Consider the following 13,220-nt stretch of genomic DNA (forward strand, 5'->3'; position numbering starts at 1 on the left):
CGGGCGCGCCGTTGCCAGCCCCGGATGTCGCAGAGGTGTCAGTCCTCGAGCGCTAGCCTCAGACGCAAAAAAGCCCCGGACAATGCCGGGGCTTTTGCCTGCTGATTTAGCCGAGATCAGTACTTGCCGACAACCGGGGCGCCCCAGTTGAAGCGGTAGACGATCGATGTGCTGATGGTCTGCACCCAGGGCTTGAAGGTCGTCGAAATTCCCGTCGGCGCACCAAGGAACGACTCCGGCAGGGAGATACGGTCGTAGAATGCGGAGCGGTATTCGGTCTTCATGAACCAGCCGGGTGCGCTGATGCCGAAGATGTCGAGGTTGTTCTCAACGCCACCACCGACGAACCAGCCATCACGACGGAACGAATCGGTGGTCACCCCGGTCGGGTTCCCAGCCAAGTCGTTCATAGCGGTGCCCGACCATTCCGAGCCTGAATAGCCGCCGTTGACGTAGGAGTAGACATTCGGTGCAACGAGATAGCCGAGGCGCACACCAGCCGCATAGCTGGTCCGAAGCTTCTCGCGTCCCTCAATATTGCCGATCGGATCGGTCAGCGAACCGCGAATGCTGCCGAACTGGCCATCGGCGAACACGCCGGCAACCCACCGGCCGCTGAACTGCCAGTCATAGCCGATACCAACGGTACCGAACCAGCCGTCGCCGCCGAGCCGCGTGTCGCGCGACAGCGGAATCCCGCCAACGGTGGTTTCAATGTTGCTGTCGGCATTCCACAGACCGCCGCCGCCACCGCCGAAGATGTAGAAGCCCGTCCAATTGTAGGCCGGCGCAACCGGGGGAGGCGCCTTCGTATACGGCCGAGCGCCAAGATCGGCCGCCGAGGCCGACCCCGTCAGTGCTGCGACCGTAGCCACAGCGAGCGCCAATTTCTTCATGTCCAAATCCCCAACTTTGCTAGACGAACGCCTGACGGCCGCGTCGAATCCATTCCGTAGCTGCACAAACTATAGCTATTTCAACCAGGAATGCTGTTGCGGGACAGGCACACTTACCCGAAAACGCTCCGGTATTTTGCGGCCTGGAACCGTCCGCGTGCTGCGGCAGGATCAAAATCCGCTGCTTGCACATAGGGTTAGGTTAGGTGGAAAGCGGAGGTCAGACGTCCAGCAGATCGTCGCTGGCGAATTCCGCCTTGTCCGAGATGAACGCAAAGCGCGCCTCGGCCTTGGTGCCCATCAGCCGCTCGACTGAATCGGCGGTGCCCTCACGGTCGTCGGCAAGCAGAACGACCCGCAACAGGGTGCGCTTGGCCGGGTCCATGGTGGTTTCCTTGAGCTGTGCCGGCATCATTTCGCCGAGACCCTTGAAGCGGTTGACCTCGACCTTGGCGTTGGCATTGAACTCGCTCTTGATCAGCGCGTCCTTGTGCGCATCGTCGCGGGCATAGACCGATTTGGAGCCGTGGGTGAGCTTATAGAGCGGCGGCACCGCCAGATAGAGATGCCCTTCGTCGATCAGCCGCGGCATCTGGCGGTAAAAGAAGGTGATCAGCAGCGAAGCGATATGGGCGCCGTCAACGTCGGCGTCGGTCATGATGATGATGCGATGATACCGCAGATCCTCTTCGCGATAATGCGCGCCGGTGCCGCAGCCGATCGCCTGCACGAGGTCGCTGAGTTGGACATTGCCCATCAGCTTGTCCTTGCCAGCAGAGGCGACGTTGAGAATCTTGCCGCGCAGGGGCAGCACGGCCTGCAGCTTGCGATCGCGCGCCTGCTTGGCGCTGCCGCCGGCCGAGTCGCCCTCGACGATGAAGAGCTCGGAGCCTGCAAGTCCGGCGTCGGTACAATCGGCGAGCTTGCCGGGCAGGCGGGCCTTCTTGCCCGCGGTCTTGCGCGCGACCTCCTTCTCCTGGCGCCGGCGCAGCCGTTCCTCAGCACGCTCGATCACGAAATCGAGCAGCCTGTTGGCCTGCACCGGATTGCCCGACAGCCAGTGATCGAATGGGTCCTTGATCGCCTGCTCGACGATACGCTGAGCCTCTGCCGTGGCCAGCCGGTCCTTGGTCTGGCCCTGGAATTCCGGCTCGCGCACGAACACGCTGAGCATCACCGCGGCGCCGACCATGACGTCTTCCGAGGTGACGGACGCAGCCCGCTTGCCCTGGCCGACGCGTTCGGCGTGGTCCTTCAGGCCGCGCAGCAGCGCGCTGCGCATGCCGGATTCATGGGTGCCGCCATCGGGGGTCGGAACCGTGTTGCAGTACGAGGAGAGGAAGCCATCGGCGTCCGCCGTCCAGGCCACCGCCCATTCGCAGGCGCCATGGGCGCCGTTGCGGCCTGACTTGCCGGAGAAGATATCCGGATGCACCAGCGTGTCGGCATGGATCGCAGCGGCGAGGTAATCCTTCAGGCCGCCGGGGAAGTGGAAGGTTGCTTCCGCCGGAACGTCCTCGACGCCCTTCAGGAGTTCCTCGTCGCAATGCCAACGGATCTCGACACCGCCGAACAGATACGCCTTCGAGCGCGTCATCTTGAACAGGCGCTGCGGCTTGAACGTCGCCTTGGCGCCGAAGATGTCGGTATCGGGCTTGAAGCGGATGCGCGTGCCGCGGCGGTTATTGACCTTGCCGAGGTCTTCGAGCTTGCCCTTGGGATGGCCGCGCTCGAACGTCATGCGGTGAAGCTTCTGGCCGCGCGCGACCTCGACTTCGAGCCGCGAGGAGAGGGCATTGACCACGGAAATGCCGACGCCGTGCAGGCCGCCCGAGGTCTCGTAGACCTTGGAATCGAACTTACCGCCCGAATGCAGCGTGCACATGATGACTTCGAGCGCGGACTTCTTCGGGAATTTCGGGTGCGGATCGACCGGGATACCGCGGCCATTGTCGGTGACCGTCAGGAAGCCGTCCGCGGTCAACTCCACCTCGATGAAGGTGGCGTGCCCCGCCAGCGCCTCGTCCATTGAGTTGTCGATGACTTCGGCGAACAGATGGTGCAGCGCCTTTTCGTCGGTGCCGCCGATATACATGCCGGGCCGCCGTCGGACCGGTTCCAGCCCTTCGAGCACCTCGATATCAGCAGCGGTATAGTCGGCCTCAGCGGAACCCGACCGCGCAGCGACCTTCAACGCCGCCCGACCCTTGGGCTCGGCGCCGGCGAACAAGTCGTCATTTGATTTTGTTTTTGCAGCGGATTTCAGTGATTTGGACATGGCTCTTTATAGATTACGCGAACGGCGCACAGCGAATCAGTCAATACTGACTATGCCATGGATAGGCTTAAAAGGTGACGGCCGGGAGAGGAGCAGCCGATCCCCTTCATCCGGCCGTCACAGCAGAGATAGGAACCCCTGATCAGACGCGGGAGGTGCGGAACACGATCAGGGCAAACAGGGCCATGGAGGCCACCACCATCAATGAGCCCACGACCGGTGCGATCTCGAACGAGGGTCCCTTCAGGAGCACGACAGCCACGCCGGCCGGGAACAGGATCGCACCCATAATGTGCAGCCAGCCCTGGATCCGGGCCAGCATCGTCGTCCCGGCGGCCGGAATCAGGTGGTAATAGAGCCCAAACAGGAACAAAAGCACCCCGCCGACGAGGTTGAGGTGCGCATGCGCCGGCGCCAGGGCGAAGTTTTGCTGGATACCCATGGCAATGCCGGCGAGCATTCCGAGCAAGAGAACGACAGCACTCACGCACATCATCAATGATCCAATCATCAAAAAACCTCGTCTTGTGGAAAAAAAACGGCCCGGCCGGGGGGCCGGAACTGAAATCACGCCCCTTCCATCGGCTTTGTGACTTGATTGTCACGCAGGGGGCTGGCTTACCTGTCCTTAGGCTATGGGCCCGCAGAAAGGTTCAAGCCGCCAGAGCGGGGCGGGGAAGGCGTTCACTACATGGAAGAATTTGCGCGTGCCGTGGCCGATTTCGTGCGCCACCACCAGGTTTGGGCCGCGCCTATCGTGCTCGTGCTGGCGTTCGGCGAGTCGCTCGCCTTCGTTTCGCTGGTGATCCCGGCTTGGGGCGCGCTGGTCGCAATCGGCGCACTGATCGGGGTGACCGGCATCAGCTTCTGGCCGGTCTGGATCGCCGGCGGCATCGGCGCGGCACTAGGCGACTGGGTCTCCTATTGGTTCGGCTACCGCTACAAGGAGAAGGTCGCGCAGGTGTGGCCGCTATCCTGCTATCCGGACATCCTGGCGCGCGGCGAGGCGTTCGTGCGCAAATGGGGCGTGCCCAGCATTTTCATCGGGCGCTTCTTCGGGCCGTTGCGTGCCTCGGTTCCGCTCGCGGCCGGCATTTTCGAGATGTCATATTGGCCATTCCAGATCGCCAATTTCGTTTCGGCGCTGGTGTGGTCGGCGGTGCTGCTGCTGTTCGGGGACGTGATGGCGCATATCGCCGAGTGGTTGTGGCGGACGGTGTGAGGCATGGAATAAGCGAGCGAGCCGGGGGTTAGGCCCGTCGATACCGGGCGCTCAATTTCCGGTAGCTGGGACTTGCAGGAAGCCGACGCGGACAACGCCGCAGTCATCGTTTCACTGGGAGAGCATCATGGAAATCACACGTCGTCACGCCCTCACGGGCGCAGCCGCCATTGCGGCTGCGCCGCTGTTGCCGAACATTCCCGCACAGGCCTCGGCGCCGCTCGCTGACAAGCAGGCGCCGAGCTTCTACCGCTACAAGGTCGGTGACACCCAGGTCACCGTGGTGTCCGATGGCAAGAACGTCTTCAAGCTGGAAGACTCCTTCATCACCAATGCGAAGAAGGAGGAAGTGAATGCGGCACTGGAAAAGGCGTTCCTGCCGCGCGACGTATTCACGATCCATTTCGCCCCGCTCGTGATCAACACCGGCAGCAAGCTCATCGTGCTCGACACCGGCAACGGCCCCACGGCGAAAGCCAACAGCAAAGGCGCCAATGGATTGTTCATCGACCATATGACAGCGGCGGGATTCGATCCCAAGGCCGTCGACATGGTCGTGATCTCCCACTTCCACGGCGACCATGTGAACGGGCTGCTGACGGCGGACGGCACGCCGGCATTTCCGAACGCCGAGGTGCTGGTGCCTGCGGTGGAATGGAAGTTCTGGATGGACGATGGCGAGATGAGCCGCGCGCCGGCCGGTCGCATGCAGAATCTTTTCAAGAACAACCGCAGCGTCTTCGAGGCAAGCCTCAAGAAGAAGGTGACGCCCTACGAGTGGGGCAAGGAGGTCGCACCGGGACTGCTCGCGGTCGAGACCCCCGGCCACACGCCGGGCCACACCTCCTACGTGTTGTCGTCGGGTTCGGGGAAGGTGTTCATCCAGTCCGACGTCACCAACAATCCGAATCCGTTCGCGACCAATCCGGGCTGGCACGCCTTCTTCGACCAGGACGCCGCTATGGCCGAAAAGACCCGTCGCCGGGTCTACGACATGGTGGCCGCTGAGAAGCTGCAATTGCAGGGCTTCCACTATCCGTTCCCCGGGCTCGCCAATATCGAGAAGGACGGTAATGGCTACCGGGTGGTCCCGGCGCCGTGGAATCCCGTGATCTGACTTGGGCCCACGCTCGTCATTCCGGCGCGCGCGCCTTTGGCGCGTGAACCCGGAAGCCAGAAGTTGTGGCGCTAGATTCCGGGTTCGACGCCACCGCGTCGCCCCGGAATGACGGCGTTGCGCCTTGACGATCAGGCTCCGCGCCCCTATAGCGTCGCGCATGATCTACGTCGCGACCAATTTCATCGCCCGCCGCCGCGCTTGCGCGGTATGGGCGGTCGTCTGCGTTTAAGATCATCGCCTCTGCCGCCGGATCACTTCCCGCGGCATCTTTCCCAAGAAAAGAAACGCGGTCGGTCTGGCGGCTCCTAGCCACCTCCGGAGTTCGACATGTATACGCCACCGCCGTTCAAGCCCGACCGCGCCGCAAGTCTCGCCTTCGCCGAAGCGCGCGGGTTCGGTCTTGTCTGCGCCTGGGACGGCGCCAAACCGATCGCTTCGCCGCTGCCGTTCTACCTGTCCTATGCCGCGGACGGGACGCCGCGCGCGGTGTTTCATCTGGCCCGTCACAATCCGCTGATAAAGCTTGCGGGGACTTCGTCCTGGCTGCTGGCCGTCACCGGATCGGATGCCTATGTGTCGGCGGACTGGTATGTCTCGCCGGATCAGGTGCCGACCTGGCTCTATCAGGCTGTGCACCTGGCTGGTCCGGTGCGGCGGCTATCGGACGACGAGCTTGCGGTGCAGATCGACACGCTCAGCGCCAAGTTCGAGAATCGGCTGCTGCCGAAGAAGCCGTGGACGTCGGCGAAGATGACCGCCGCGCGGCTGGAGGCGATGAAGAAGGCAATCGTGGGCCTTGAGATGACGATTGAAGAGATCGAGGGTAGCTTCAAGCTCAACCAGCACAAATCCGAAACCGACTACGCGGCGGTGGCGGGCGCGCTCGCCTCGCAGACTGACGCGGGCGCCCAGCAGATTGCGCATCTGATGCGGGAAGCGCGGCCGCAGGCCTTTGCAAGTGAAACGAACAAGCTCGAAAGGACCGAGCCATGACCCTCTCGGACGTCAAGCAATCCGCAGCCGTCGGCAGCGCAACCAGGCCTGCCGTGTTCGTCGACGGTGCCAGTGGAACAACGGGCCTCGGCATCAACGAGCGGCTTCGGCTGCAGAACGACGTGGTGGTGAAGAGCATCGCCGAGGACAAGCGCAAGGACGCAGGCGCCAAGCGCGCGCTGATGGAGAAGGTGGATCTCGTGATCCTCTGCCTGCCGGACGATGCCGCCAAAGAGACCATTGCGCTGATCGACAGCATGGGCGCCGCAGCACCCAGGGTGCTTGACGCGTCGACGGCATTTCGCGTCGCCAGCGACTGGGCTTACGGCTTTCCGGAGCTCGCGCCGGATCAGGCGGACAAGATCCGCACCGCTCGAAAGGTCTCCAACCCCGGCTGTTATCCGACCGGCGCGATCGCTCTGCTCCGCCCGCTGGTCGACGGCGGACTCCTGCCTGCGGATTATCCGGTCACCATCAATGCCGTCAGCGGCTATTCCGGCGGTGGAAAGTCGATGATCGCAAGCTTCGAGGACGGCACGGCGCCAGCCTTCGAACTCTATGGCCTTGGCTTCGAGCACAAGCACGTGCCGGAGATGCAGCTTTACTCGCGGCTGACGCGGCGGCCCATCTTTGTGCCGTCGGTGGGCAACTACCGGCAGGGCATGCTGGTGTCGGTGCCGTTGCAGCTTGAGACGCTGCCGGGCAAGCCCGGCGCGGCCGCCCTCCACGCTGCGCTCGCGAAACGCTACGCCGGAAGCCGCTACGTCTCGGTCATGCCGCTCGAGAATGAGGCTGCCAAGAGCGGGCGGATCGAGCCCGAGGCGCTGAACGAGACCAACAGGCTCGAACTGTATGTCTTTGCCAGCGACAAGCACCAACAGGCGGTGCTGGTCGCGCGTCTGGACAATCTGGGCAAAGGGGCCTCGGGCGCGGCGGTGCAAAACATGCGGCTGATGCTGGGGCTGCCCGACAAGTAGCCCCGACGCCCGCTGCTCGTCTCATCATGGCCGGGCTCGTCCCGGCCAGATGGCCTTTGGCGCAAGTCAGAACGCCCTGAAGATCGCCAGGGCGAGCACGGCCTGCGCGAGGAAGCCGATCAAGAAGGCCAGCGTCCGGAACACCGGCAGGCCAAGCGTGTAGACGATCAGGTGTGCGACGCGCGACCAGAAATAGACGGCGCAGGCGAGCACCGTCCATGTGCTGGAATAGTCGATTGCGTTCAGGATCAGGACCAGCGGGGCGAAGACGATGAGGTTCTCGACCGCATTGTCATGCGCGAACATCAGCCGGTTCGCCCATTCGGCCTGAGGCTTGTCGTTGCGCGACGGATTGGCCATGCTGCCCGTGAGGCCGCGGACCTGACAGCGGTTGATCATGTAGGGGATCCACAATACGCCGGTCAGAATCACCGTCAGCGTCAGCCAGAACAGTTCGCGCGTCATTGGTTTCCCCCTCGATTGATCTGCATACGGGACGCTCGCTTATACCGAAGCGGCGCGCGTCGCGCTATGCGCGCACCCGGACATAGCTGCCGGGGGCTTCCTCGATCGGCGGCTGTGTCTCCGAGCCGACCGTGCGCGCGGAGACTTTCTCGGCATCGATGCTTTCCAGCCATTCGCGCCAATCGGGCCACCACGATCCCTTGTGCTCCTTGGCGCTCTTCAGCCAGTCGGAAAGCTTGGCATCCCTGATGTTGTCGTTGGTCCAGTACTGATACTTGTTGGCCGCGGGCGGATTGACCACGCCGGCGATATGGCCGGAGCCGGACAGCACGTATTTCACCGGCCCGCCGAAGAACTGCGAGCCGTACAGCACTGACTCGGCCGGCGCGATGTGGTCCTCGCGGGTCGCGAGATTGTAGACCGGCACCTTCACCTTGGAGAGATCGAGCAGCGTGTTGTCCAGCACCATGCTGCCGGAGGTAAGCCGGTTCTCCAGATAGCAGTTGCGCAGGTAATAGGAATGGTTCGCCGCCGGCATCCGCGTCGCATCTGAGTTCCAGTGCAACAGGTCGAAGGCGGAGGGCGGCTGCCCCTTCAGATAGTTGCTGACGACATAGGACCAGATCAGGTCGTTCGAGCGCAGCATGTTGAAGGCCATCGCCATCTTGCTGCCCTCGAGCACGCCCCGCTGCTCCATGTCGCGCTCGAGCGCGGAGATCTGGTCCTCGTCGACGAACACCAGGAGGTCGCCGGCATGGGTGAAGTCGACCTGCGCGGCGAAGAACGTGGCTGACGTCGCGCGCACGCGGCGCTTCTCTGCGAGCCAGGCGAGCGTCGCTGCGAGCAGGGTGCCGCCCACGCAATAGCCGACGGTGTGAACCTTCATCTCGCCCGTCACCTTCTCGATGACGTCCATCGCGGTCAGCGGACCTTCGGTCATGTAGTCGGCAAAGGTCTTCTTGCCGAGCTCGCGATCGGGATTGACCCAGGAGATCACGAATACGGTCAGTCCCTGGTCGACACACCATTTGATGAAGGACTTCTCCGGCCTGAGATCGAGGATGTAGTACTTGTTGATCCAGGGCGGCACGATCAGGAGCGGCGTGCGCAGCACCGTCTCCGTGGTCGGCGAGTACTGGATCAACTGCATCAAATCGTTCTGGTAGATCACCTTGCCCGGCGTCGTCGCCATGTTGACGCCGACCGCGAGATTGGTCGGGTCGGACTGGCGGATCCGCAGCGTGCCGTGGCCGGCCTCGATGTCCTCCGCCAGCATCTTCATGCCGCGAACGAGGTTGTCGCCATTCGTCTCCACCGTGGTGCGCAGCACTTCCGGATTGGTCAGAACGAAATTCGACGGTGCCAGCGCGTTGGTGATCTGCTGGACGTAGAACTCGGCCTTCTTGCGGGTGTGCGGATCGACGCCCTCGGCGTTGCGCACCAGCTCCTGCGCCCATTGCGTCGTGAGCAGATAGAGCTGCAGGATGAAGTCGAAGAACTGGTTCTTCCGCCATTCCGGGTCGGCGAAGCGCTTGTCGCGCGGTGCCGGTTCGATCGCGGGCTTGGCGTCCTGGCCGGCCATGCGGCGCGCGGCCGAGCCGAACAGGTCAAGATAGGCCTTGCCGAGCTTGGTCTGCAGCTCGGCGGCCCGGTCCTGGTCCGAGAGCCAATATTCGGCGACCGTGGTGAAGGTCTTGATCACCTCGGCAAACTCGCCTCCCGCCTTGTCCTTGAGGTCAGCGCCCTCGCGCGGCTTCAAATAGGCCGCAAGCGCCTGGCCGGAGCTCTCCAGCGCACGCGCAATATTCATTGCGAAGGCTTCGCCGTCGAACTTCTTCGTGGCCTGGGTTTCGATGGTAACGTCGCTCATGCACTGGACACTATCGCTTCAGTTCAGCCGCGTCATCGCGCGGTGCGGCAAGGAAGATGTAGGATTTCTCTAGGCTTTCGCATTGTTGCACTGCGACAAATTCCTCCCAGTTCCGACACATTGAAGCCGCATCAATCGGATTTGTTGTTCACGGCTTAGTCGTTTCGGGCGACAATGGTTTGACCGCTTGGGGCAGAGCCGACGCAGCCAGACGATTTGTCGCTGCAAGGCTCGTACCAGTGATTAGTTACCGGCAAGTGGGGACTTCCGGACGTATGCGTATCGATCGAATGACAAGGCTGCTCGCGGCCAGTGCGCTGCTCGCGTCGGCGGTTGCGGTTGGCGGCTGCTCCACGTCTATCGCGGATCTTCCCGGGGTCGGCGTTCCCGCCGATGCTCCGGCGCGTCCGAAGGAAGCCGGCGGCTATCTGCCGGTGCACGACATGCCGCCGGATCGCGAGGAAGCGCCGATGAAGCCGGCGGAGCAGGCCAAGATCGAGGCCGAGCTGAAGGCAGCGCGCGACCGCCAGGCCGCAGCCGCGCAAAACGCCGGCAAGTGAGCGGGCGTCACGCTAATCGCTGGCGCCGCTCCCGCTACATGCTAAAAGAGCGTCAATTCAACCGCATATCCGGTCGCCGAGCCCAGATTTTGCGTCTGGAGACGCTCTAAGTCATTGATTGGGCGTAATTTCCGGGCCAAACCGGGCTTGGTTTCGGCAAAGCGCGCAAATGTCCGCGATTCTGTCGTGCCGGTCGTCGGAGCAAAGGTCCCATGGAAGAGTTTTATCGCATTCGCCGTCTGCCGCCTTACGTCTTCGAAAAGGTCAATCAGGCCAAGGCAGCCGCGCGAAATGCCGGGGCCGATATCATCGACATGGGCATGGGCAACCCGGACCTGCCGACGCCGCCCCATGTGCTTGAGAAGCTCAAGGAAACCCTCGGCAAGCCGCGGACCGACCGCTACTCGGCTTCGCGCGGCATCAACGGCCTCCGCAAAGCGCAGGCCGCGTACTATGCGCGGCGTTTCGGCGTGAAGCTCAATCCGGACACCCAGGTGGTGGCGACGCTGGGCTCGAAGGAGGGCTTTGCCAATGTGGCGCAGGCGATCACCGCGCCCGGCGACGTCATCCTGTGTCCAAATCCAAGCTATCCAATTCACGCCTTCGGCTTCCTGATGGCGGGCGGGGTGATCCGCTCGGTGCCGTCGGAGCCGACGCCGCAATTCTTCGAGGCCGTGGAGCGCGCGATTATCCATTCGATCCCGAAGCCGCTCGCGCTCGTGGTCTGCTATCCCTCCAATCCGACGGCCTATGTCGCCGATCTCGACTTCTACAAAGACCTCGTCGCGTTCGCGAAGAAGCACGAGATCTTCATCCTGTCGGATCTCGCTTACGCCGAAGTCTATTTCGACGACAACAATCCGCCGCCGTCGGTGCTGCAGGTGCCGGGCGCGATGGACGTCACCGTCGAATTCACCTCGATGTCGAAGACCTATTCGATGGCCGGCTGGCGCATGGGCTTTGCGGTCGGCAACGAGCGCATCATCGCGGCGCTGGCGCGGGTCAAATCCTATCTCGATTATGGCGCTTTCACGCCGATCCAGGTGGCCGCGACCGCGGCGCTGAACGGGCCGGACGACTGTATCCGCGAGATGCGCGACACCTATCGCCGCCGGCGCGATACGCTGGTGGAAGCCTTCGGCCGCGCCGGCTGGGAGATCCCGCCGCCGCAAGCTTCGATGTTCGCCTGGGCGCCGTTGCCGAAAGCGTTCGAGGATGTCGGCAGCATGCAGTTCGCAACTCTGTTGGTGGAGAAGTCCGGCGTGGTGGTGTCGCCCGGCGTTGCCTTCGGCGAGCACGGCGAAGGCTTCGTCCGCATCGCGATGGTGGAAAACGAGCAACGTATTCGCCAGGCCGCGCGCGGTGTGCGCCGCTTCCTTGAAAGCGGCATCGAAACGTTGCACAACGTGGTTCCTCTCGCCAACCGGCGCTAGTCTTTTTCCGGCAGGTTTTCCTCGATGATCGCACCGCTAAAAGTGGGCATAGCGGGGCTCGGCACCGTTGGCGCCGAAGTCGTCCGCCTGATTGAGCAGCAGGGAGCAGCCTTAGCGGCGCGCAGTGGCCGCGGCGTGCGCGTCGTCGCGGTCACCGCGCGCTCGAAGGCGAAGAAGCGCGGGCTCGATTTGCGCGGCGTCGACTGGGCCAAAAGCCCGCAGGCGCTGGCCGAGGATTCCAATGTCGACTGCTTCGTCGAATTGATGGGCGGCGCCGATGATCCCGCCTTCTCGGCGATCGAGACCGCGCTGAAGGCCGGCAAGTCGGTGGTGACAGCCAACAAGGCGCTGATCGCCAAGCACGGGCTGCGGCTCGCCAAGGCCGCGGAGCAGAATGGTGGCGCGCTGAATTTCGAGGCCGCGGTCGGCGCGGCTATTCCGGTGATCAAGACGCTGCGCGAGGGGCTCTCCGGCACCAGCGTCAACCGCGTCTATGGGATCCTCAACGGCACCTGCAATTACATCCTGACGCGGATGGAGCACGAAGGGCTGTCGTTCGAGGAGTGTTTGAAGGACGCGCAGCGGCTCGGTTATGCCGAAGCCAATCCGTCCTTCGACGTCGACGGACACGACACCGCGCAAAAGCTTGCGATCCTGGCGAGCCTCGCCTTCGGCACCAAGGTCGCGCAAACCGCTGTCTATGTCGAAGGCATTTCCTCGATCACGCCCGAAGACCTGCGTGCGGCGGAGGAACTCGGATATCGCGTCAAGCTGCTCGGCGTTGCGGTGCGGACCGCGAAGGGCATCGAGCAGCGCGTGCATCCGACCATGGTGCCGAAATCTTCGTCGATTGCCCAAGTGATGGGCGTCACCAATGCAGTGACGATTGACGGCGAGGGCATTCCGCCGATCACCCTGGTCGGTCCGGGCGCGGGCGGTGCGGCGACCGCGTCCGCCGTGGTGGCTGATATCGCCGATGTCGCGCGCGGCATCCGTGCAACGCCGTTCGGCCGGCCGGTCGACAGCCTGCGCGCGACGACCAAAGCGCCGATGGAGCGCCATGAGGGCGGATATTACATCCGCCTTCTGGCCCGTGACCACGCCGGCACCGCTGCGACCATCGCAAGGCGGCTCGCGGATGAGAAGATTTCGCTGGAATCGATCGTGCAGCGCCACCGTAATGACAGCGATGTTAACGGTTCGGCCAAAAAAGCTTCACCGGTTCCGGTCATTCTGATTACCTATGCGACCAGTGAAGACGCGGTTCATCGGGCGCTGAAGGCCGTGCAGCGTGACAGGGTCATCAGCGGTCGCCCGCAGGTGATACGAATTGAGAAAAATTAGTGTGCGATAGCGAACGCCTTCTGCGTTAGATCATTGAATGCGGGCGAGGGGCCCGAAGGCTT

At 63.2% G+C, this 13,220-nt stretch carries 12 protein-coding genes; 7 read left to right on the top strand and 5 right to left on the bottom strand.

The window, feature by feature from the left end:
- Positions 1–116: 116 nt before the first annotated feature.
- The 3 genes from ACVJGD_RS05885 to ACVJGD_RS05895 form a co-directional block, all read right to left on the bottom strand.
- Positions 117–896, bottom strand: coding sequence for an outer membrane protein (locus ACVJGD_RS05885; protein WP_456633468.1), 780 nt, complete (start codon positions 894–896; stop codon positions 117–119).
- Positions 897–1,116: 220 nt separating this feature from the next.
- Positions 1,117–3,174, bottom strand: coding sequence for a DNA topoisomerase IV subunit B (parE, locus tag ACVJGD_RS05890; protein ID WP_456633469.1), 2,058 nt, complete (start codon positions 3,172–3,174; stop codon positions 1,117–1,119).
- A gap of 142 nt (positions 3,175–3,316) precedes the next feature.
- The gene (locus tag ACVJGD_RS05895) at positions 3,317–3,667 is read right to left on the bottom strand and encodes a hypothetical protein (RefSeq protein ID WP_456640189.1); all 351 of its coding nucleotides are present in this window, start codon (positions 3,665–3,667) and stop codon (positions 3,317–3,319) included.
- Positions 3,668–3,865: 198 nt separating this feature from the next.
- On the opposite strand from ACVJGD_RS05895, the gene ACVJGD_RS05900 reads away from it, so the two are divergent.
- From ACVJGD_RS05900 to argC, 4 genes are all read left to right on the top strand, one after another.
- Complete coding sequence (locus ACVJGD_RS05900; protein WP_456633470.1) at positions 3,866–4,396, top strand: DedA family protein; 531 nt, start codon at positions 3,866–3,868, stop codon at positions 4,394–4,396.
- Positions 4,397–4,523: 127 nt separating this feature from the next.
- Entirely contained in the window at positions 4,524–5,513 is a 990-nt protein-coding gene (locus ACVJGD_RS05905; protein ID WP_456633471.1) for an MBL fold metallo-hydrolase, read from the top strand.
- Between the two features lie 330 nt (positions 5,514–5,843).
- A complete protein-coding gene (locus tag ACVJGD_RS05910) occupies positions 5,844–6,509 on the top strand; it encodes an FMN-binding negative transcriptional regulator (protein ID WP_456633472.1) in 666 nt (221 codons plus the stop codon).
- A complete protein-coding gene (gene argC / locus ACVJGD_RS05915; protein WP_456633473.1) occupies positions 6,506–7,486 on the top strand; it encodes an N-acetyl-gamma-glutamyl-phosphate reductase in 981 nt (326 codons plus the stop codon). The genes ACVJGD_RS05910 and argC overlap by 4 nt, the downstream gene beginning before the upstream one ends.
- Before the next feature lie 66 nt (positions 7,487–7,552).
- Here the strand turns inward: argC and ACVJGD_RS05920 are convergent, their stop codons facing one another.
- Together ACVJGD_RS05920 and ACVJGD_RS05925 are read right to left on the bottom strand one after the other, a co-directional pair.
- Entirely contained in the window at positions 7,553–7,951 is a 399-nt protein-coding gene (locus tag ACVJGD_RS05920; RefSeq protein WP_456633474.1) for an MAPEG family protein, read from the bottom strand.
- A 64-nt stretch (positions 7,952–8,015) separates the two neighbouring features.
- Entirely contained in the window at positions 8,016–9,821 is a 1,806-nt protein-coding gene (locus ACVJGD_RS05925; protein ID WP_456633475.1) for a PHA/PHB synthase family protein, read from the bottom strand.
- 275 nt (positions 9,822–10,096) lie between these two features.
- Between ACVJGD_RS05925 and ACVJGD_RS05930 the strand changes: the two genes are divergently transcribed.
- From ACVJGD_RS05930 to ACVJGD_RS05940, 3 genes are all read left to right on the top strand, one after another.
- Positions 10,097–10,381 carry a hypothetical protein gene (locus tag ACVJGD_RS05930; RefSeq protein ID WP_456633476.1) on the top strand — a complete coding sequence of 95 codons (285 nt, stop codon included), beginning with the start codon at positions 10,097–10,099 and terminating at the stop codon, positions 10,379–10,381.
- 212 nt (positions 10,382–10,593) lie between these two features.
- Entirely contained in the window at positions 10,594–11,814 is a 1,221-nt protein-coding gene (locus ACVJGD_RS05935; protein WP_456633477.1) for an LL-diaminopimelate aminotransferase, read from the top strand.
- Positions 11,815–11,838: 24 nt separating this feature from the next.
- A complete protein-coding gene (locus ACVJGD_RS05940; protein ID WP_456633478.1) occupies positions 11,839–13,158 on the top strand; it encodes a homoserine dehydrogenase in 1,320 nt (439 codons plus the stop codon).
- The last annotated feature ends 62 nt before the right edge of the window (positions 13,159–13,220 follow it).

The sequence above is a fragment of the Bradyrhizobium sp. USDA 10063 genome (assembly GCF_054063735.1).